The organism is Leisingera sp. SS27 (assembly GCF_028368855.1).
Taxonomy (GTDB): domain Bacteria; phylum Pseudomonadota; class Alphaproteobacteria; order Rhodobacterales; family Rhodobacteraceae; genus Leisingera.
In genome coordinates this window covers 168,283-189,331 of sequence record NZ_JAQNCY010000003.1, presented here as the reverse complement: position 1 = coordinate 189,331, position 21,049 = coordinate 168,283, and the positions used below count along the sequence as shown (strand labels likewise).

Here is a 21,049-nt window from a genome sequence, read left to right as displayed (position 1 = left end):
GATCCCGGATTGCCGCCCGGGGTCTCAGCGGCAATAGGATCCGCCGCGGTGGCGGGCCACATCGAGGTGGAAGTGATCCTTGTGATAGCGGTCGGCCTCAGGTCCCAGTACGGTTCCGAAGGGGCCGCAGGCGGCACGCCAGATCTTTTTCAGTTTCTTTCGGGTCTTGCGGTTCTGCCAGCCGTGCAGCACGGTGACGGTCTCACCGCTGGCAAGGGTGAAGCCTGAGATGTCGATGGCCCGGCCTTTGCCATGTTCCGAGATCTTGGCGCCAGGGCGGTTGTTGCGAGTGCGGCAGGCGTAATGGGCGGCGACGCGCAAAGACACCACCTTGTTTCCGCGGCCAAAGGCGGTTTCGACCTCGCGGTTGATCCAGGTCTTCAGGGCGCGGGCGGTGTTGCAGGTCATCAGCGAGGCTTGGCTGAGGCGCACCCCGGCGATCTCGCGCACCCGCACCGCGTCCTTGGCCCCGCAGCCGGGCAGCGTGCCGGAGACATGGCCCACATCGTCCCCCTGGATGTCGATGTCACCGCAGACCGAGCCCTTGCGGCGCTGGCGGCGTTTGAACAGCACTTGTTCTGCCAGGCTGTCCGGGCGTGCAAAAGGCTGCAAGGATGCACCGGGGGCCAGCAGCGGCAGGTCCGCAGGCCGGGAGGCTGCTGCAAGGCGCTGCTCCGATTGCGGACGGGAGACCGGGCGCATGCCGGGCAGCGGCGCTGCCGCGGCTTCAAGGCGCGCGTCCGATACCGGACGTGCGGGCGGCTCCATCGAGGCATCCGGTGTCGAGGCCAGAGCTGCCCCGCCGAACGCGGCAGCCAGGATCAGCACGCCCGTACGCATCATTTCCTCTGCCCCCGGCCGAAGTCCGGCGCGTCCGTGTCCTGGCCTGCTTCGATAATGCCGCGGCGGATGGCGCGGGTGCGGGTGAAATAGTCGTGCAGGTGGTCGCCGTCGCCGGTGCGGATGGCGCGCTGCAGGGCAAACAGCTCTTCGGTGAAGCGCCCCAGGATTTCCAGGGTCGCGTCCTTGTTGGTCAGGAACACGTCGCGCCACATGGTGGGATCCGAGGCGGCGATGCGGGTGAAGTCGCGGAAACCGGCGGCGGAATACTTGATCACTTCGCTGTCTGTCACCCGGCGCAAGTCGTCGGCGACGCCCACCATCGTGTAGGCAATCAGGTGCGGCGTGTGGGAGGTGACCGCCAGCACCAGATCGTGATGGTCTGCGTCCATCTCATCGACATTGGCGCCCATGCCTTCCCACAGGGCGCGCAGGCGGGCAGTTGCCTCGGGGTCGGTGCCTTCGACCGGGACCAGCAGCGACCAGCGGTTGTCGAACAGTTCGGCAAAGCCGGATTCGGGGCCGGAATGCTCAGTCCCTGCCAGCGGGTGGGCAGGCACGAAATGCACACTTTCGGGGATGTGCGGCTGCACCGCCTCGATCACATGGCGTTTGACCGAACCGACGTCCGAAACGGTCGCGCCGGTTTTCAGCACTGGTGCGATGTCTTCCATCACCGGCCCCATGGCGCCAACGGGGACGCAAAGCACAATCAGATCGGCGTCCTGCACCGCCTCGCGCGCACTGTCGCACACGCGGTCGCACAGGCCGATGCGGCGGGCGGTTTCGCGGGTTTCCGCGCTGCGGGCATAACCGGTGACCTCGCCTGCAAGGCCTGCGCGTTTCATCGCCCAGAACATCGAGGATGCAATCAGGCCCAGGCCGATCAGCGCGACGCGGCCATACACTTGCTCGCTCATGCCTTGCCCTCTTTGAACGCTTTGACACCTTGCGCAATACGGCGGCAGGAGTCCTCGTCGCCGATGGTGATACGCAACGCGGTGGGCAGGTTGTAGCCCGCCACCCGGCGCACAATCAGACCCTGCGCCTGCAGGTAAAGATCGCAGGCCTCCGCCTCCGCCTGGCTGGAAAAGCGGGCCAGAATAAAGTTGGTGCTGGAGACGTCAGACGGCACACCCAACTCCGCCAGCGCATTGGCCAGCCAGGCGCGCCACCTGGCATTCTCAGCGCGGCAGTGGTCCACGTAATCCGTGTCGCGTACCGACGCCTCTGCCCCCGCCAGCGCGGTGCTGGAGACGTTGAAGGGGCCGCGCACCCGGTTCAGCACGTTGATGATTTCCCTGGGACCATAGCCCCAGCCGATCCGGGCGCCGCCTAAACCGTAGATCTTGGAGAAGGTGCGGGTCATGAAAACGTTGCTGCGGGAGGCAATGATGGCCGCGCCGGCATCAAAACCCTCGACATATTCCGCATAGGCGCCGTCCAGCACCAGCAGCGCGCCCGCGGGGATGCCATCGGCCAGCCGGGCCACCTCGGCCTCGCTGATCATGGTGCCAGTCGGGTTGTTGGGGTTGGCGATGAACACCAGCTTGGTCCTGGAGGTGCAGCCTGCCAGCAGCGCATCCACGTCTGTAACACGCTCGCGCTCCTTCACCTCCACCGGGGTAGCGCCGGCAGCCAGCGCGCTGATCCGGTACATCGCAAAGCCGTGTTCGGTGTAAAGCACCTCATCCCCCGGGCCGGCATAGGCCTGGCAAAGGAAGGCGATAATCTCGTCGCTGCCGGCGCCGCAGATGATCTGCTCCGGATCCAGCCCGTGCACCTCGCCGATCGCCTGCCGCAGCGCCGCGTGATCCGAGCCGGGATAGCGGTGCATATTCGCCGCCGCGTCCTGCATCGCCTGAACAGCGCGCGGGCTGGGGCCAAGCGGGTTCTCGTTCGAGGAGAGCTTCACAACATTGCTCACCCCTTTCACATGGGCAGCCCCGCCCTGATACAGAGCGATGTCCATGATACCGGGCTGCGGTGTGAGTTGGGTCATAATACGGGCTCCTTAATTCCAACCCGTCATAACGGCCCAAACGCTGGCGGGGAAGCACCAAGATGACGCTTCCCCCATGCTGCCGCCCCCCAGCAGCAGCCTGCCCCGGCCGCATGTTCGCGTTAATGCGCAGATGCAGACTTGGGCATTTTCCGTTTGGCCTCTGCCATGATGATCTTCTGGATCTGCTTGCGCAGTTCCATATCCTTGCGCATCGCCTCGTTGGCCTGTTTCTGCATGGTCGAGGCCGATTGCGAGCCATCGGCCCCGTTCAGCGCCTCGCCGGCATATTTGCTGAGCGTCTTGCCCGAGATCTGCTTGGCGATCTCGCCATAGACAGCGTCGCCGTGCAGCTTGATGAAGTCCTCTGTCGCCTTGGTGCCGTATTTGGCGATGAGATCCTTCTTGACCGCGCCCTCCATGGCGGCAGGGGCCAATTTGGTCTTGAGGAATTTCTCGGCAGCCCCGGTGAAGCCGGAGGAGAATTTCTCCAGCGCCTTGCCTGCGCCTGCGGACATGATGCCCGCGGTCAGGATCTTGGCAATGCTTTCCTTGATCTCCTTGGTGTTGGGCGGGCGGCCCTTTTCAATCAGTGGCTTTGCCAGACCGATGGTCTCCTTGAGCGCTTCTGTCACCATGGCCTCGCCAGCCTTGGATTTCAGGAACTTCTCAAAGAAGGCTTTGACGGCCTTTTTGGGCATCTCGCGTGACAGCCTGGATGCTGCGGCCTTGGCCAGATCATCGGCAAGGCCTGCTGACAGCTTGGCGGTCAGCTTGCCGCCGGCGGCACCTGCCAGGCCTGCGATGAAGCTGTCGATGAAGACCTTCTTGGCGGCACCGTCCCAGGTCACGTTGTTGCCCGCCAGGTGCTCGCCCAGCTGGCCTGCGCTGGATTTCAGCGCTTCGGTGCTTGCGGCGGCAATGGCGTGGGCCTTGGCGGGCGACATGCCCTTGGTCGCGACAAGGCGCGCGGTCATGTAGGTTTCGACCACGGCAAAAGAGACCTCACGCACCACTTCAAGCTTCCAGACGATGCCGCCGGCCGTAGCGATCCGTTGGTCAATGAACTTTTTGAAGGCCTTGCCGCCGGTGTTATAGGCTTTGGAGGCTTTCACATCCTGCTTGTAGACCTTTTTCCAGTCCGGTTTTTTCTTGCTGGTCAGTGTCTTGAGGAAGCTTGCCTCAGACCGCGCATTCAGGATCGGGGTCCAGGGCGGATCGGTCTTGTCGTTGACCATGCTGACGGCAAATTCGGTCAGCGCATTCAGGAAGGTTTCGTTGCCCTGCCGGGTGCTTTCAACGTCGTTGCAGAAATCCACCCAGCATTCCGCCTGGCCGTACATCATTTCGGCCTTGGCCAGAAGCTTGCGGCGCAGCTCCTCCTGTCCGGCCTCAAACTCTGCCACCGTGATCAGCTTGGTCTTGCCGTTCTCGACGACCTCAACCCGTTCGACCTTGGTGTCGGCTGCATGCATCGCCGCCAGTTTGGGCAGGCCCGCGTTCCAGGTGCGCATGCCGGGATCAACGATGCCGTCAGGCTTTCTGAACCCCAGCTTCTTCTTCTGGAAATCCTTGATGGTGCTGATCAGACCGGAATCGCATTTAGTGCTGACCTCGATCGAATAGCCGTTCGCCTTGAGCATCAGGCGCACAAGTTCGACATCTGCCGGGGCGTTCTTGACCGGTTTAAATTTGCTTTCGCCGGTTTTCGGGTCCGGCTTGGTAATCCGTTTCTTGTCGCCAACAGGGGCGGAAAGCTTGAGAGCCATGACATTGCTCCAACAAAATAACTACTGTTGGAAGCCTGACATGGCCTAAGCGGTGCGTCGCGGGGGATTTGGGTGACACATTCCCCCTTTAAATGACTGAAGACGGCACCTACATATCACGAATATGTGACGTGCTTCCCTTATGCAGGAAAGCACCCGTTGCGATTGTTTCAGGCTGCCTGGGACTTGAACCGCGCGGTTGCCGGGTCAGCATTGTAGCGGGACGCAAACTCCCCTGCCTTCATCGACAGCTCATTGACGCAGTCAATGATGTATTGCGCTGTCTCCTCCTCCATCAGGTAGGAAAAGTTAAGGCGCACCCAGCCGGGTTTCTTCATTTCCTCGCCTGCCTGCAGATCAGCAAACAGGGCTTCTGATTCAGGCTGGTTGATGCCCAGCAGGCGGTGCGCATAAGGGCCTGCACAGGCGCAGCCGCCGCGGGCCTGAATGCCGCAGATATCGCTCAGCATGCGGGTGAACAGCTGCTGGTGCACCGGGTTTCCATCGCCGTCGGAGACCAGAAAGGAGAAGATCGGCAGCCGGTGCGCCTCCCGGTGGCCGAGGACGCGCAGGCGCGGGTTGGCAGACCAGCCCTGCCAGGCCATCTGCGCGAATTTCGCCTCGCGGGCTTCGATCTGCTCCTGGCCGACGGCTTCCTTGACCAGAAACGCCAGGGCCGCGCGGATGTCGCCGATCACGTTAGGAGTGCCGGCCTCCTCGCGGGCGGCCAGGTCCTCGCTGTATTCATGCCGCCAGGGCGAGACGAAGCTGACGGTGCCGCCGCCGGGCCAGGACGGGCAGCGGCGGCGCACTGCGGTCTGGTTGACGATCAGCACGCCGGAAGCGCCGGGGCCGCCTGGGAACTTGTGCGGAGAGACAACGACGGCGTCTTTCCGCGCAGCGCCGCCCTGCCCCATGTCGATAGGCAAATAGGGGCCGCCGCCGGCGTAATCCCAGACCGCCAGCGCGCCATGCGCATGCAGCAGGCGGCAGATGGGGTCGGGATCAGTGACGATGCCGGTCACATTGGAGGCGGCAGCGAAGCTGCCGATTTTCAGATCGCTGTCCGCGTGCTGCTTGAGCGCCAGCTCCAGTACCGCCAGGTCCGGGCCGCCTTCTGCAGCCTCGGGAATTTCAACAACCTCCGCCTTGCTTTCACGCCAGGGCAGGATGTTGGAGTGATGCTCGTACGGGCCGATGAAGACCACCGGGCGGGCTGCCTCATTGACGCCGAACAGGCTGACCAAACGGTTGAGACCCGCGGTGGCGCCCGAGCCGGTGAAGATCACCGCGTCCTCTGCGGTGGCGCCGGTGATGCGGGCGATTTCCCCGCGTGCCTCGCGGCGCAGCCGGGTCATCTGGGTGCCGCAATAGGATGCCTCAGTATGGGAGTTGGCGTAGAAGGGCAGCACCTGGCCTGCCACGAAGTCCTCCACCTGGCGCAGGGCGCGGCCGGAGGCGACGTAATCGGCATAGATCAATGGCACATCACCATTGAGGCCGGGGATCATCACGCCATCGCCAATCACGCTGCGGCCAAGGGTTCCGTCCTGTGCGGCTTGCCGGATTGTCTGTTTGAATGATGCCAGGGTCATGTCGCGCCTCCAAAATCTGTAGAGGCATGATGAACGACTTCTAGCGCGAAAACCTTATCAATTACTGAGTGGATTACTAAATCTTTGTGTCATATGATTGCTCCATGAGCAAAAATGCAGACAATATTGACCGAGCCATCCTGCGCGCCCTGCAGCAGGATGCCAGCCTGTCGCAGCGGGAACTGGCAGACCAGGTGGGACTGTCGCAGAACGCCTGCTGGCGGCGGCTGAAAGCGCTGAATGAAAGCGGACTGCTGAAGGGCTCCACCGCACGGCTGGACCGCAAGCAGCTGGGGCTGGATCTGGTGGTGTTCGTGCTGCTGCGCACCCGGCATCATTCGGCAGACTGGCTGCAAAAATTCCGCCGCCATGTGCTGACTATTCCCGAAGTGGTGGATTTCCACCGCATAGGCGGTGACTACGACTATCAGCTGAAAGTGGTGACCGAGGACATGGCCAGCTATGACAAGGTTTATCAGCGGCTGATCGCCGGCGTGGAGCTGGACAGCGTAACCTCCTATTTCGCGATGGAGGCCATCGCCGAGGGACGCCCGCTGCCCTTGTAAGGAAGCTGGCAGGGGTTTAGCCCCCTGCCCCGCGGCAAGGCCGTCAGTGCCCGAAGGCGCTGTCTTTCATCCATTTCGGCCGTTTACCATCCGGGCCCATGCGCATGTGCAGGCAGGCGGTGCCAAGGCGCTGGAAATAGAGGATATCGACCGGGTACCATCCGGCCGAGGGCACCTCGACCTGGGTGACGATGGTGCTGTCGCAGGACTGGCGGCCGTCGTACTCACCCACAACCTGTCCGCCGATCCTGGCCAGCAGCCCGTCGTTGGTCAGGAAGTCGATATTGTGGACACCCGGGGTGTCGAGCTTGACATAGCCAGTGATACGGGCCGCCACATGCATCGGCCGTTTGGCGGTCAGCGTGTTCTGCCCCTCCTCCGTATCGCGGTTGTCCAGCCCGGCGATCGGACGGCCCGGTTCGCTGCTGATTTTCAGCGCAGAGGAGGCTTCGGCCAGTGTCTTCACATCCTGCGGATAGGCGTAAACCACCGCCAGGCCGGGCTTGATGCCGGAGGGCTGCGGGTTCGCCGGCGCGAGTTTCAGCGGTGCGGCGCTGGCCGACGCAGCCAGTACCGCGAACATTGCCGCGGCGGCGGCTTTCATCAAGATCTTCATTGGTCACTCCCTGATGTTTTGGATCAGGATAGACCCAACGGCCCCAGCGGGCCACCGATTTTGAAAACACTTGCCGCGGGCACCCGGCAGGGCCGGCGCGCCAAAGAAAAAGGGCTGCCCGCGAGGACAGCCCTTCCGCCAGATGCCCCGGTGGGCAGCAGGCTTAGTTCTTGGCGTAGAATTCGACGACCAGGTTCGGTTCCATCACAACCGGGTACGGCACGTCGCCCAGAGCCGGGGTGCGCACGAAGGTTGCGGTCATCTTGGAGTGGTCGGCTTCGATGTAATCCGGCACATCGCGCTCAGCCAGCTGGACGGCTTCCAGAACAGCAACCATCTGCTTGGATTTGTCGCGAACCTCGATCACGTCGCCTTCTTTGACGCGGTAGGAGGGGATGTTCACGCGCTTGCCGTTGACCAGGACGTGGCCGTGGTTCACGAACTGACGGGCCGCGAACACGGTCGGCACGAACTTGGCGCGGTAAACAACCGCATCCAGGCGGCGTTCCAGCAGGCCGATCAGGTTTTCACCGGTGTCGCCCTTGACGCGCTCGGCTTCGCCGTAGATGCGGCGGAACTGCTTTTCGGTCAGGTCGCCGTAGTAGCCCTTGAGCTTCTGCTTGGCGCGCAGCTGGATGCCGAAGTCGGACAGTTTGCCCTTGCGGCGCTGGCCGTGCTGGCCCGGGCCGTAGTCGCGGCGGTTGACCGGGGACTTCGGGCGGCCCCAGATGTTTTCGCCCATGCGGCGGTCGATTTTGTACTTGGCAGACGTGCGTTTGGTCACGGCTGATCTCCTTCGTATGTGGTTTCGAAGGGCGTTGTCCTCTTGCCTTTCGGCATGACAGGGATCCCCTTGCGGGGGCCACCAACACCAATGAAGCCGCGCTTATATAGGGGGATGGGGCAGAGTCAACACTGTGAAGGGGTCTTCGGCCGGAAATCTGCGTCGAACCGCGGCCTCGGCCGCGAAATAGCATCCCGGCCTTGCCGGAAAAAGGCTTCAGGCTGCTTCATGCCTCAGAATCGCCGCTTCGGTGGCGCTGAGGTTGCGGCGCGCATGGGCGCCATAGGCCTGCGGACTATGCTCCAGCTCCGGCTGCAGCCGGAACAGGCGATCCCTGTCAGGCCCGCTCAGTGCAGTCAGCGACGCGTTGGAAGGATGGAAGCTCTCCGTTTCCACTCCGTTGGCCCAGAGCACCTGGTGACTGGCCAGCATCAGGTGGATATAGGTGACTTCGCGCACGGAGGTGTCGGGCTGGATGGTGGAGCCATTGACCAGATCACCGGCAGCAACCAGTACCTCGGGGGTGTTGAACAGTGCCCGCACTCCGGCACCGCGCAGCAGCATCCGGTGATCAGGGGAGACCAGCAGTTCCCGCTCCGGCCGGTCAATACCCAAGGCCCCCGCCTGAATGCGGACTGGCCGCAACTGCGGCATGACGTACAGCCGTGCGCCGCTGATCCGGCGGGATCCGATCCAGAGGATTTCCTGCACGCCATTGTCCCGTGTCTGAACCTTGCCGCCTTCGCGCAGCTGCTCCACCGGCTGCGGCCCGTCAGGGGTTGCAATCCGCGTGCCGGGTGTAAAGCAGATGACCCCGGCTTCGCCACCTGGACGGGCTGTCCCGGCGGCGCCAAGCACGTGGTGCACGACCCACAGGTCGGTGCGGCGCGGCGGCAGCTGATCAACAAACATCAATAGCGGGTTCTGGCCCGGCCCCGTCTCTATCACCGTAGCCGTGAAGCTTTGCACCCCATTGGTGACAACAAACCAGCTGTCCATCAGAGGCTCGTCGAACTCGACCGCCGCGAGATCGGTCCTGTTCTGCACCGCAGCCCCCACCAGCCGGCGCACCGAACGTGCCGCCCGGCGGCGCAATTCTGCCTCGCCGTTTGCCCCATCCAGCCGCAAAAGCCCTGCAGGCCCATCCACCTGCACGGCATCTCCGTGCCAGGACCACGCCGCCCCCGCATCAAGTGCGTCCATGGGCGCAGCCGGAAGGCCGTCGATCTCGGTTTGCGACCAGGAAATAACAAACGTGCCACGAAAGCCCGTCTTCATCTGCCTGTATGCCTGCTTCGTCTTTTAATTATTAACGAAACATTAACAATGCGGCGCGCGCCTGGAAACAGTGGGCCGCCAATATGCCTGTGAGCGTGCTCTATAGGCACCATTTCCAATGCATCCGGGACGTCTCAGGCGGCAAGCCGCCTGCAGGGCAGCCCGAGCGCAGCACTGCGAACCTTACGTCAGCCCATCGGCGCATAGCTGGACCGCAACCCGTCCGCAGCCTGGCGGACCACCTCTGCCACCTGCATCAGCTGCCGTGCCAGCGGGTTGCTGCGGCGCCAGATCATGCCGATGGTGCGCGAGGGTTGCGGGTCGCGGAAACGGGCAACCGACACTTCCGCCGAGCGGGTTTCCACCGGCACCGCCATTTCCGGGATCAGCGTCACACCGATCCCGGCGCTGACCATCTGCACCAGAGTTGACAGGGAGCTGCCGTCCAAGAGTTCCCGCGGGGCGGCGGACTGCATGTTGCAGAAGGAGAGCGCCTGATCGCGGAAGCAATGCCCCTCCTCCAGCAGCAGGAGGCGCATCTCGCGCAAGCCTTCGGGACCCGGAACCGGCGTGCCGGCATCTTCTCCCGGGCGCACCAGAACAAAGTCCTCAGCAAACAGCGGCACCTCTTCATAGGATGGCTCAGACACCGGCAGTGCGACGATGGCCGTGTCAAGCCGCCCCTCCCCCAGCTCCTCCAGCAGCTTGGGCGTCACCGTTTCGCGGACGCGGATGTCGGCCTCGGGGTACTGGCGGGTGAGCGTACCCACGATGGAGGGCAGCAAATAGGGTGCAATGGTGGGAATCACCCCGATGCGCAGCCGCCCTGCCAGCCCGTCACGCGAGGCCCGCGCCAGCTCGCCCAGCTCATCCACCGAGCGCAGAATGCCGCGCACGCGGGCGGCCAGATCCTCGCCCAGGCTGGTGAGCCGCACCTGTCGGGCTCCGCGTTCCACCAGCTGCACGCCCAGTGCCTCCTCCAACTCCTTGATCTGAACAGACAAAGCTGGCTGAGACACCGCGCAGGCATCGGCCGCGCGTCCGAAATGGCGGTGCAGGGCCAGCGCCTCGAAGTAGCGCATCTGGCGAAGGGTCACGTTTATCATAGGAATTGATTATCAGAGCGATGAATAAATGCAACTTATCCCAATGACTTTTCCCTGCTAGCCTCATGATCAGAAAGACAGGGAGACCCGGCACAGGCAGCCTGTGACCCGCTTGCATTTCCAGGCGGGACTCAGGCTGTCGGATTGGTTCCGGGTTGCTTCCCCACATCGCAGTTCAAACAATTGAAGCCACGATCGGAGATGGAAATGGACGGAAATACCCCCGCAGGAAAATGCCCGGTGATGCACGGCGCGGCGCTGAATACCGACGCCGGCGGCACCTCGAATCAGGATTGGTGGCCGAACCAGCTGAACCTGAAGATCCTGCATCAGAATTCAGCCAAATCGAACCCGATGGGTGCTGATTTCAACTATGCCGAAGAATTCAAGAAGCTTGACCTGGAAGCGGTGAAGAAGGACCTGTTTGCGCTGATGACCGACAGCCAGGACTGGTGGCCGGCCGACTATGGCCATTACGGCGGCCTGTTCATCCGCATGGCCTGGCACAGTGCCGGCACCTACCGCACCGCCGACGGGCGCGGCGGCGGAGGCACAGGCAACCAGCGGTTCGCGCCGGTGAACTCCTGGCCGGACAACGGCAACCTGGACAAGGCGCGCCGCCTGCTGTGGCCCATCAAGCAGAAATACGGCAACAAGATCTCCTGGGCGGATCTGATGATCCTGGCGGGCAACTGCGCCATTGAATCGATGGGCGGGCCGGTGTTCGGCTTTGGCGGCGGCCGCGAGGATATCTGGGCGCCGGAGGAAGACATCTATTGGGGCACCGAGACCGAGTGGCTGGGCGACAAGCGCTATTCCGGCGACCGAGATCTGGAGAACCCGCTGGCCGCAGTGCAGATGGGCCTGATCTACGTGAACCCGGAAGGGCCGAACGGCAATCCGGACCCGGTGGCGTCAGGCCTTGACGTGCGCGACACCTTTGCGCGGATGGGCATGAACGACGAGGAAACCGTGGCACTGGTGGCAGGCGGCCATACCTTTGGTAAGGCGCATGGCGCAGGCGATCCGGAACTGGTGGGCGCCGAGCCGGAAGCAGGCGCAATGGAGCAGATGGGCTTTGGCTGGGCCAATGCGCATGGCACCGGCAAAGGGGGAGACGCCACCACTTCGGGTATCGAAGGCGCGTGGAAGCCGAACCCGACCACCTGGGACATGGGTTATTTCGACGTGCTGTTCGGCTATGAGTGGAAGCTGGTCAAAAGCCCGGCAGGCGCTCAGCAGTGGGAAGCACAGGACGTAAAGCCTGAGCACATGGTGGTGGATGCCCATGATCCCAGCAAACGCCATGCCCCGATGATGACAACCGCCGACCTGTCGCTGCGGATGGACCCGGAATACGAGAAGATCTCGCGCGATTTCCATGCCAACCCGGAGAAATTCGCCGATGCCTTTGCCCGTGCATGGTTCAAACTGTGCCACCGCGACATGGGGCCGAAGTCGCGCTACCTGGGAGCCGACGTGCCTGCCGAAGACCTGATCTGGCAGGACCCCCTGCCGGCCGCTGATCACGCATTGGTCAATGCGCAGGATGTTTCGCAGCTGAAAGCGGCAATCCTTGATACCGGGCTTCCGGTTTCAGAACTGGTTGCCACGGCCTGGGCCTCGGCTTCGACTTTCCGCGGCTCCGACATGCGCGGCGGTGCCAATGGCAGCCGTATCCGGCTGGCGCCGCAGAAGGATTGGGAGGTCAACGAACCCGCCAAGCTGGCCAATGTGCTCAAGGCGCTGGAGCAGGTGCAGAGCGGCTTCAACACCAATGCGTCCGGCGGCAAGAAGGTGTCGATGGCTGATCTGATCGTGCTGGCGGGCTGTGCTGGTGTCGAGGAAGCCGCCAAGGCGGCTGGCCATCCGGTGGAGGTGCCCTTTACCCCCGGACGCACCGATGCCTCGCAGGAACAGACCGACGTCGAGGGCTTTGCGGTACTGGAGCCGGAGGCCGATGGGTTCCGCAACTACCAGAAGGCGGAGTACAGCGTCCCGGCCGAAAAGATGCTGGTGGACCGGGCGCAGCTGCTGACCCTTGGCGCGCCGGAGATGACCGCTCTGATCGGGGGGCTGCGGGTGCTGGGCGCCAATCACGGCGGCTCCAAGCATGGTGTTTTCACCGACCGGGTTGGCGTACTGAGCACAGACTTTTTCACCGGCATCACCGATATGGGGGTGGAGTGGAAGCCGGCGGGCGACGGCACCTATGAGGGCCGCGACCGGGCCAGCGGCGCGGTCAAGTGGACCGGCACCCGCGCGGATCTGGTGTTTGGCTCTAACTCGCAGCTGCGGGCGCTGGCGGAGGTCTATGCCCAGGATGACGGCGCCGCGGCCTTTGTCCGCGACTTTGTGGCGGCCTGGGTCAAGGTGATGAACGCCGACCGGTTCGACCTGACGGCATAAACCGCCAAAGGCAAAGCATAGAGGCGCCCCGGATATCCGGGGCGCCTTTTTGTGCGCGGTGTTCCAGCCCGCCGCTGCACGGCAATAAAAGAAGCCGGAGGATCTTTCCTCCGGCTTCTCAACCCCATCAGGGGCGGTTCGAAAACGGCCGGGCAAGCGCGGCAGCGCTGCCCGGTGTTTTGTTCATTCGGCCGGAGCCGCAGCCTTTTCACGCTGGCCGTCGCGGAACAGCGCCTTGGCCAGGGACACGCACATCAGGCCCATGACCATGGTGAAGGGCAGCGCGCCGATGATCATCGCGCTTTTCAGCGCTTCCATCGGATCGGCTCCGCCGTTCTGCTTGCCTGCGAACAGCAGGGTGCCGATCACGGCGGTCAGGATCAGGCCCCAAACGATCTTGTGCTTGTTGCCGATGTTCTGGTCGCCGCCGGACATGATGGTGTTCATCACCAGGATGCCGGAGTCTGCCGAGGTGACCAGAAAGGTCATGATCAGCACAACGCACATGATGGTGATGCCGGACAGCAGGCCGCCGTCGATCATCTGGCCCAGGGTCACGAACAGCTTGGCGGTGTTCGATGCGCCGATGATTGCGCCTTCGGCGCCGCCGGTCAGTTCCAGGTCGATGGCAGTGCCGCCCAGGATGGTCATCCAGGCAAAGCAGACCAGCGCCGGTGCGAACACGCAGCCCACGATGAACTCACGCACCGAACGGCCACGGGAAATGCGTGCCAGGAACAGGCCGACGAAGGGCGAGAAAGCAATCCACCAGGCCCAGTAGAAGGTGGTCCAGCCAGCCTGCCAGCCGAACTGGCGCTGTGCTTCACCGGCTGCATAGGTTGCTGCCAGAACGTCGTCGGACAGAGCAGCAGCTTCGCCTTCCAGGCCGGACTTGAAGCCATCGAAGGAACCCCAGGCATTGGTTGCACCGCCGCGCAGAGCATCTGCGTAGGGTGCGGCATCCGCCGGAAGGGCTGCTGCGAAGTCAGCTGCCGACTGCGGGCCATAGGCGCCGAAGCTCAGCGAGGTGAAGTGCAGGATGTAGTCCACGAAGGCGGACGCATAGGTGGTCATGGCGAACATGAAGGAACCGAAGACCACGAAGGTCAGCAGCAGGATGATCGACAGAACCAGGTTCAGGTTCGACAGATACTTCACGCCGCGGCCAACGCCGGACACAGCCGAGATGATCGACAGACCCATGATTGCGAACAGGCCGGCCAGCAGGCCAACGGTGCCCGGTGCCGGTGCATCGCCGCTCATGTCCATCATCCACTCCATGCCGGTGATGGCATAGGCGCCGTCCACGAACTGGGACACACCGAAGCCGATAGTCACGGAGACACCCAGGATGGTGGCGACAACACCCAGCACGTCAACGACGTGACCCAGGAAACCGTTCATCAGCTTACCGAACAGCGGAGTCAGCGCAGTGCGGATGGTCAGCGGCATGTCACGGGTATAGGCGTAGTAGGCCAGCGACAGGCCGGTCACCACATAGATAGCCCAGGCGTGAAAGCCGTAGTGCAGGAAGGTGTAGCGGAAGCCGGACTGTACCGCTTCTTCGGTGTTTCCGGCCACTTCCTGCGCCAGAACCACGGGGTTGGAACCCCACAGGCCCAGCGGCTCAGCGGTTGCGAAGACCATCAGGCCGACGCCCAGACCGGCGCCGAACATCATCGAGAACCACGAGAAATCCGAGAATTCCTTGCCTTGGCCCGGTCCCCCCATGATCCGCTTACCGGTTTGCGGCAATGCGGCGACCACAAACAGGAAAAAGGCGAAGAAACCGACGATGACGATGTAGAAGGCGTTGAAATCCTCAAGAATACGCCAGTTGAGGCTGCCCAGCACGCCAGTAGCGTTTGCCGGCCAGACCAGTGCCCAAAGAACCAGGGCGACCATGATCCCCTTGCTGAGCAAGGCGATCTCGACGCTGTGCCCCTTGTAGAAGCCCTCGTCGGAGGTCTTGATCTCCAGATCCGTAAAAGGTTGTTTTATTGACATGCGTTTCCTCCCGTTTCGCACGTGCCGCACCGGGGTGCGGATTGTCCGGCGGTTCGCGCAACCGCCGGTATCTGGCGTCAGCCCAGCAGGGCTTCGATCCTCGCCAGCGTTGCTACGCTGACAGCGACGCCGTCCTGACGGGCCTGCAAGCGCTTTGCCCGCCGCCCGTCTCCGGGCAGATGTGCGCCGTCTTGCCCGCGCACCGCTTCCACGATCCCGGCCATTCCGGCACCAAAAGCGTCATTTGCTGTCGCATCCGGGTCGATTGCAATGAACATCTGGCCGGTTTTCGGCGGCCCGCCTGCAGTGCCCGAGAAGGGCGAGGCGTTGATGCCAAGGGTCGCGCCGGTCAGCGCGGCAGCCATGATTTCGGTCAGCAGCGCAACGCCGACACCCTTGTAACCGCCCGAAGGCGCCATCGAACCCTTGAGGCCTGCATCCGGATCGGTGGTCGGGTTGCCGTCGGCATCCAGCGCCCAGCCCAGCGGGATTTCCTTGCCCTCGCGGGCGTGCTTCATCACTTCGCTTTTGGCAATGGTGCTGGCGCTCTGGTCGATCAGCAGTTCCGGCTCGCCGTCCGCGCCTGGCACAGCAACCGAGAACGGATTGGTGCCGACAACCGGCTTTTTACCACCCGACGGCGCAATGGAAGCCGGCGCGTTGGTGAAGCCGAGGCCGACCAGCCCGGCGCGTGCCAGGCGGGCGGTATGGTAGCCCAGAACACCGCAGTTGTAGCTGTTACGAATCGCCAGAACCGCGACGCCCTGCTCGCGTACCGCCGGGATCAGCGCCTCAAAGCCCTGATCGATGGCGGAATGGGCAAAGCCGGTGGCGGCATCCACCGCCACGACACCGGGACGCGGGCGGGCCAGCACTGGAACCGCCTGCCCGTCCACCTTTCCGCATTGCACATGCTCAGCATAGATCGGGATATAGGCGAGGCCATGGCTGGCGACGCCGTCTGCCTCAGTCGCGGCTGTGGCGACCGCCAGCGGGCGGGCGTTGGCCTCGGACGTGCCTGCGGCCACCAGGGCGCGGAAGGACAGGTCCTCGATCTCGGCAAGGGTCATGGTTCTGGTTTCGGTCATGTTGACGCCTCTTCAGTCGTTGTCCGACAGTCCGGCGCCGGCGCCCAGCAGGCGCGACTCCTCAGTGGCCGGAGCGTAGGTTTTATGGGCATAGCGGTTCAGGGTAGCCCAGACGGACTCCTCCGGTTCTGCCCGGGTGCAGCTTGGGTTCGGCTGGGCGATATTACCCGCAGCGCGGATTGTCAGCCTGTCCGCCGCATCCGGGAGAGTGCCTTCGCACTGCAGCTGGAACCCGTCGGTAACGGCTTGAAAGCCCTTCCCTTCGACAGTGATGCAGGTGCCTGTTTGGCGGGCGGCCAACGCCGCGAAAGGCAGGACCATCGCGGGCTGGGAGACAGATCCAAGCTCTAGAGGAGCCTGCTTCAGACCGGCAGCGCAGTCCGACACGGCAGCACCGGTTGCCAGCGGACAGAGCGGTGCCCCGGCCTGCCACTCTCCCTGCAAGCTTTGCGGCACATGGGCGGACAGGTCCGCGGCATATCCCGCCTCAAGCAAGCCTGCCAGTACGGCGGTTCCGTCCAACCCTTGCGCACAGAGCCAGCGGGTGGCCTTTGCGGCCTCCTCGGCCAGCCCCCAATTGTAACCCGCGCCGCGGGCGGCACGTTTGGCGGTGGCTTCGACTTCGTTCAGCGCATAGCTCATTGGTCTGCCTCCGGATAAACCCACAGATCGGCGTTGGAGGTGGACAGGTCCTCCGGATACGGCGCACCCGCATACATGCAGATCCGCACCCAGCGGTCAGAACGCGGGTCGAAATGGGTGGCCCCAAAAAACGCAAGCTTGGCCCGCAGCATATCGATCGGCAGCACACGATCGCTGATGGTGTTGCTGCGGATTTCACCATAAGGCGCAACCAGGCTCATCTGCGCCCGGCGCACGGTGTGGCGGTGTTCCGGATGGCGCAGCAGGAAAGCTGCGATGGGCTCCTCTCCCTCCCAGCCGGCCAGCGCTGCATGAGCGGCAGCCGCGTCGCGGGCCGGGGCCAGCGGCTGTTCATATTCAGCAATCGGCTCATCAAAACGCTCGCCCATGCGCGGCTCCAGTTTCTCCTCCGAGACATACCAGGCGCGGGCGATGTTTTCGCGGGCAGACCAGTCCAGATCCAGCGCCCAGCCAAAACTGTCCCTGAGAAGCTCCCGCACCTGCGCGACCGGCATAGCACCGTTGATGATAAAGGCGTCTTTGTTTGCGTCGGCCATGCAGTCGGACAGCCCGTCCACCAGCTCAGCATAGGGTTCAAGGATCAGCGAAGCCGCCAGTTCCTGCCCTTCAAGGCTCAGTTCTGTCTCGCTCCAGCGGATCAAGCGGTTCCAGGGTTTATCGTTGAGCAAATCATCGGAGGCGACCCAGGCGGCCAGCGCATCCAGATCCTTGCGCAGGCTGGCCAGTTTTTCGATCTGCACTGGGTGTTCGGAGTGCCAGCGCCCTGCTGACAGCTCGCTCCGCCGCAGCATCCGGCGGAAGCAAGCGGCTTCCTCATCGGTCGCAGTTTCGACCGATCGCACCCGGGCAATCGCCTCTTCCCGCGCCATGATCCAGTTGTTGAACAGCACCGGGTGGTTGACGATATACGGCGCCATGCCAAGGCCGGTGGAATTGCCGATGCCCAGCCGCCGTGCGGTTTCCGGCGCCAGCGGCACAGCGTTTTCGCCGCCTTTTGCGCGGGCCATATGTTCAACCAGATCGCGGACAAAAACGCGGGTCAGATAGACCGACAGCATCTCTGCCTGGAATGGTGCGACGAGTTCGGGGCGGTCGGCAATCGCCTCACGGTCTGCAGCTCCCAGCTTGCCGGAGCCGTAGACGGCGGTGGTTCGCATCAGGTAACCGACAGCCTCCACCTGCGCGGGGTCCGGCTGCCGGCCCTGTGATAGCGCGTCAACGAAATGCGCCCAGAGGCGCACTGAGCGGTTGGCGCGGGAAACAGACAGGGATTTCTCATTGACCCGGCCCGCTTCCTGATACGGCACGTTTTTTGACAAGCGTTCAATGTCGTCGTCCGTTGGCACCCCGTCAAACAGGGTAAAGGTAGCGTCCCAGGCAGTGGCAATCACCCGGTCCGACCGCATTTCAGGCGGCAGGTCGTGCGCAAAGGCAATCAGAGAATAGGTCCGCGCAGGGCCGGTGGCAGTATACACCGCCACGCCGACGCCCTTGGCATCGATATCGAACTTGGGGCGTGCAAAGCTCCAGTTTTCCCGGGCCATCCGCCGAGTGAGCACCCGCATGAAGCTGAGGCGGCACTGATGCAAAGAGCCAAGACGGCTGAGGCGCATCACCTGAGCCGGATCCCGTCGTGATATCGTTGTCTGCGCGGTTGTTTCCATGACCTATCCCTTTGGGCCAAAGTTTTCGGCAAAGAACCGGTACCAGTTCCCGCCCATGATGCCGCTGACCTCGTCATCGTTCATGCCTGTCGCGCGAAGGCCTTCTTCGATGTTTCCAAAGTCGCGGTTATCGTTGAACCAGCTAGGCATTGCCGGGAAACCCGGTGCGGCGGCTGATCCTTCGCCGTAGTCGATCTCTTTCGTCCAGCGGCCCACGCGCATCCATTCAACGATGCTGTCGGGCTGATCCTGGCAGAGATCAGTACCGATCCCGAGATGCTCCACCCCGTATTTCTCGGCAGTGCGCGCGATCATCTCGCAGAAGCTTTGCAGGGTACAGTCGGACTTGCCCTTCAAGTGGTGCGGATAGACCGAGAACCCCAGCATACCGCCATGGCCGGTGACCGCGCGGATGACGTCATCCTTCTTGTTGCGCAGCGCAGGCGACCATTCATGCGGGTTGGCATGGGTTATGGCAATCGGACGGGTGGAAATCTCCGCCGCCTCAATGGTGGAGCGGTCAGCGGAATGGCTCATGTCCACGACCAGGCCAACCCGGTTCATTTCCTTGATCACCTGCTTGCCCATGCGGGTGATGCCCATGTCTTCGGCCTCGTAGCAGCCCGTCGCCAGCAGCGACTGGTTATTGTAGGTGAGCTGCATGAATCGGGCGCCGAGCGTGTGCAGGATCTCGACCAGCCCGATATCATCCTCCATCGGCGAGGGGTTCTGAAAGCCAAAAAACACTGCCGTGCGGCCGGTTTCACGGGCCTTGTCGATGTCAGAAGCCCACTGCCCCTTCATAATCAGGTCCGGGTACTGCTCGAACCAGCGGTTCCATTTCTCGAAGTTCAGGACCGTCTCGCGGAAGGTCTCGTGATAGGCAATGGTGACATGGATTGCGTCCACGCCGCCCTCGCGCAGCTGGCGGAAAATTTTCTCGGACCAGTTGGCATACTGCAGGCAGTCGATACGGTATCCGGTCATTCAAGCACCTCGGTTATCAATGTCGCGCACCCGGCCCTCAGGCGGCGGGCAGGACGCGCCCGCCACAGGGGAAACAAGAGGGCGGGCGCTTCCGCAAACTGGCAGGCCGGTCTTCGGCACGGCCAGGATTTCAGTCTCAGGTCGGCTTGCCGGCGCTGATGTAGGCGGTCTTGACGGTGGTGTAGAACTCCGCCGCAGCCTTGCCTTGCTCGCGCGGGCCATAGGAGCTGTCGCCGCGGCCGCCGAAAGGCACGTGATAGTCGGTGCCTGCGGTCGGCAGGTTGACGGTCACCACACCGGTGCGCGCATTGCGGCGGAAGTGGGTGGCGCGGGCCAGCGACTGGGTCACGATGCCGGAGGTCAGGCCGAAGTTGGTGTCATTCACTACACTCAGCGCTTCGTCATAGCTGCCGACCTTGATAACGCTGGTCAGCGGCGCAAACATTTCCTCGCGGTTGATGCGCATGTCGTTGGTGGTGTTCAGGAACACGCCCGGGGACATGTAGAAGCCTTCGTGCGGCATCTCGAGGCGCTGGCCGCCGCAGGCCAGTTCGGCGCCTTCAGATGTGCCAAGGTCAACATAGGACAGGTTTTCATTCAGCTGCTGCTCGCTGACCACCGGCCCCATCTGCACGCCCGCTTCCAGCGCGTGGCCCACTTTCATGGCCTGTGCCCCGGCGACAAGCTTGTCGACAAAGGCATCATGAATGGCCGCGTGGACCACGAGCCGGGAGGAGGCGGTGCATTTCTGCCCGGTGCCGCCGAAGGCGCCGCCCAGCGCCAGGGTGACAGCCAGATCGAGGTCAGCGTCATCCATGACGGCGAGTGCGTTCTTGGAACCCATCTCCATCTGCACCTTGGTCAGGTTCTGGATGGCGGCGGACGCAATGCCTTTGCCCACCGGCACAGAGCCGGTGAACGAAATAGCATTCACCTTGGGGCTTTCGACCAGGCGCTGGCCGATTGAGCGGCCGGATCCCATGACCAGCGAGAACAGGCCCTTCGGGATGTCCTGCTTGGCAATGATTTCAGTCAGGGCAACAGCCGATGCAGGAGTGATGTTCGCGGGCTTCCATACCACGGCATTGCCGTAGCACAGCGCCGGCGCGATTTTCCACGACGCGGTTGCTGTCGGAAAGTTCCAGGGGGAGATGATGGCCACCACACCCACCGCTTCGCGGCGCACGTCCACTTCGATGTCCGGACGCACGGAGTCGGCGTTTTCACCGATCTGACGCAAGCATTCGGCAGCATAATAGGTGAAGAACTGTCCGGCGCGGTAAACTTCGCCCTTGCCCTCGGCCAGCGGCTTGCCTTCTTCGCGGCTCAAGAGCGTGCCCAATTCCTCTGCGCGGGCCATCAGCTCATTGCCGATGTTCATCAGCACCGCCTGTTTGCGTTCCAGCCCGTAAGCCGCCCATTCCCGCTGTGCGATTTGCGCCTGTTCCAGAGTGGCGTCCAGCTGATCGGAGCTGGCCTGGGCAAACATGCCGACCAGATCGCTTAGATCTGAAGGGTTGCGGTTTTCGATTTCGCTTTCGCCCGCCAGCCATTCGCCGGCAATCAGGTTCAGTTTGGTCACAGTACGGCCCCAGATGATGAATTTCAGGTTTGCAGCAGGATGGACTCTGCCAGCCACATCAGTCAAACTCAATAAACTGTAAGTAACTTCAGA

The 21,049-nt window shown here is 63.1% G+C and carries 17 protein-coding genes; 2 read left to right on the top strand and 15 right to left on the bottom strand.

Annotation, left to right across the window (positions count from 1 at the left end; translation table 11 throughout):
* Positions 1 to 24: 24 nt before the first annotated feature.
* From N6L27_RS08880 to N6L27_RS08860, 5 genes are all read right to left on the bottom strand, one after another.
* A complete protein-coding gene (locus N6L27_RS08880) occupies positions 25 to 843 on the bottom strand; it encodes an extensin-like domain-containing protein (RefSeq protein WP_271906887.1) in 819 nt (272 codons plus the stop codon).
* Positions 840 to 1,760 carry a prephenate/arogenate dehydrogenase family protein gene (locus N6L27_RS08875; RefSeq protein WP_271906886.1) on the bottom strand — a complete coding sequence of 307 codons (921 nt, stop codon included), beginning with the start codon at positions 1,758 to 1,760 and terminating at the stop codon, positions 840 to 842. The genes N6L27_RS08880 and N6L27_RS08875 overlap by 4 nt, the downstream gene beginning before the upstream one ends.
* Positions 1,757 to 2,842 carry a histidinol-phosphate transaminase gene (gene hisC / locus N6L27_RS08870; RefSeq protein ID WP_271906885.1) on the bottom strand — a complete coding sequence of 362 codons (1,086 nt, stop codon included), beginning with the start codon at positions 2,840 to 2,842 and terminating at the stop codon, positions 1,757 to 1,759. The genes N6L27_RS08875 and hisC overlap by 4 nt, the downstream gene beginning before the upstream one ends.
* Before the next feature lie 122 nt (positions 2,843 to 2,964).
* Positions 2,965 to 4,611: a peptidoglycan-binding protein gene (locus N6L27_RS08865; RefSeq protein ID WP_271906884.1), complete on the bottom strand. Its 1,647-nt coding sequence runs from the start codon at positions 4,609 to 4,611 to the stop codon at positions 2,965 to 2,967.
* 170 nt (positions 4,612 to 4,781) lie between these two features.
* Positions 4,782 to 6,206 carry an aminotransferase class V-fold PLP-dependent enzyme gene (locus N6L27_RS08860; RefSeq protein WP_271906883.1) on the bottom strand — a complete coding sequence of 475 codons (1,425 nt, stop codon included), beginning with the start codon at positions 6,204 to 6,206 and terminating at the stop codon, positions 4,782 to 4,784.
* A 104-nt stretch (positions 6,207 to 6,310) separates the two neighbouring features.
* On the opposite strand from N6L27_RS08860, the gene N6L27_RS08855 reads away from it, so the two are divergent.
* On the top strand, positions 6,311 to 6,772 hold the full coding sequence (locus tag N6L27_RS08855) for an Lrp/AsnC family transcriptional regulator (RefSeq protein ID WP_271906882.1): 462 nt from the start codon (positions 6,311 to 6,313) through the stop codon (positions 6,770 to 6,772).
* Positions 6,773 to 6,815: 43 nt separating this feature from the next.
* On the opposite strand, the gene N6L27_RS08850 is transcribed toward N6L27_RS08855, so the two are convergent.
* The 4 genes from N6L27_RS08850 to N6L27_RS08835 all read right to left on the bottom strand — a co-directional run bounded on the left by N6L27_RS08850 (position 6,816) and on the right by N6L27_RS08835 (position 10,556).
* Positions 6,816 to 7,388, bottom strand: coding sequence for a PA14 domain-containing protein (locus N6L27_RS08850; RefSeq protein WP_271906881.1), 573 nt, complete (start codon positions 7,386 to 7,388; stop codon positions 6,816 to 6,818).
* A 163-nt stretch (positions 7,389 to 7,551) separates the two neighbouring features.
* Positions 7,552 to 8,172: a 30S ribosomal protein S4 gene (gene rpsD, locus N6L27_RS08845; protein WP_271906880.1), complete on the bottom strand. Its 621-nt coding sequence runs from the start codon at positions 8,170 to 8,172 to the stop codon at positions 7,552 to 7,554.
* A gap of 216 nt (positions 8,173 to 8,388) precedes the next feature.
* Positions 8,389 to 9,450 (bottom strand): Hint domain-containing protein, encoded by a 1,062-nt coding sequence (locus N6L27_RS08840; RefSeq protein ID WP_271906879.1) that lies wholly within the window; start codon positions 9,448 to 9,450, stop codon positions 8,389 to 8,391.
* A gap of 188 nt (positions 9,451 to 9,638) precedes the next feature.
* Positions 9,639 to 10,556, bottom strand: a complete 918-nt coding sequence (locus N6L27_RS08835) for a LysR substrate-binding domain-containing protein (protein ID WP_271906878.1) — start codon at positions 10,554 to 10,556, stop codon at positions 9,639 to 9,641.
* A gap of 207 nt (positions 10,557 to 10,763) precedes the next feature.
* Here N6L27_RS08835 and katG point away from each other — a divergent pair, with 207 nt between their 5' ends.
* Positions 10,764 to 12,965, top strand: a complete 2,202-nt coding sequence (katG, locus tag N6L27_RS08830) for a catalase/peroxidase HPI (protein WP_271906877.1) — start codon at positions 10,764 to 10,766, stop codon at positions 12,963 to 12,965.
* A gap of 183 nt (positions 12,966 to 13,148) precedes the next feature.
* Here the strand turns inward: katG and N6L27_RS08825 are convergent, their stop codons facing one another.
* The 6 genes from N6L27_RS08825 to N6L27_RS08800 all read right to left on the bottom strand — a co-directional run bounded on the left by N6L27_RS08825 (position 13,149) and on the right by N6L27_RS08800 (position 20,956).
* Positions 13,149 to 14,972: a BCCT family transporter gene (locus tag N6L27_RS08825; protein WP_271906876.1), complete on the bottom strand. Its 1,824-nt coding sequence runs from the start codon at positions 14,970 to 14,972 to the stop codon at positions 13,149 to 13,151.
* Between the two features lie 77 nt (positions 14,973 to 15,049).
* Positions 15,050 to 16,060, bottom strand: a complete 1,011-nt coding sequence (locus N6L27_RS08820) for an Ldh family oxidoreductase (protein ID WP_271906875.1) — start codon at positions 16,058 to 16,060, stop codon at positions 15,050 to 15,052.
* Positions 16,061 to 16,072: 12 nt separating this feature from the next.
* A complete protein-coding gene (locus N6L27_RS08815; RefSeq protein WP_271906874.1) occupies positions 16,073 to 16,702 on the bottom strand; it encodes a DUF3726 domain-containing protein in 630 nt (209 codons plus the stop codon).
* The gene (locus N6L27_RS08810; protein ID WP_271906873.1) at positions 16,699 to 18,387 is read right to left on the bottom strand and encodes a hypothetical protein; all 1,689 of its coding nucleotides are present in this window, start codon (positions 18,385 to 18,387) and stop codon (positions 16,699 to 16,701) included. The genes N6L27_RS08815 and N6L27_RS08810 overlap by 4 nt, the downstream gene beginning before the upstream one ends.
* A 3-nt stretch (positions 18,388 to 18,390) precedes the next feature.
* Positions 18,391 to 19,374 carry a membrane dipeptidase gene (locus N6L27_RS08805; protein ID WP_271906872.1) on the bottom strand — a complete coding sequence of 328 codons (984 nt, stop codon included), beginning with the start codon at positions 19,372 to 19,374 and terminating at the stop codon, positions 18,391 to 18,393.
* Between the two features lie 136 nt (positions 19,375 to 19,510).
* On the bottom strand, positions 19,511 to 20,956 hold the full coding sequence (locus tag N6L27_RS08800) for an aldehyde dehydrogenase family protein (RefSeq protein ID WP_271906871.1): 1,446 nt from the start codon (positions 20,954 to 20,956) through the stop codon (positions 19,511 to 19,513).
* Positions 20,957 to 21,049: the final 93 nt, after the last annotated feature.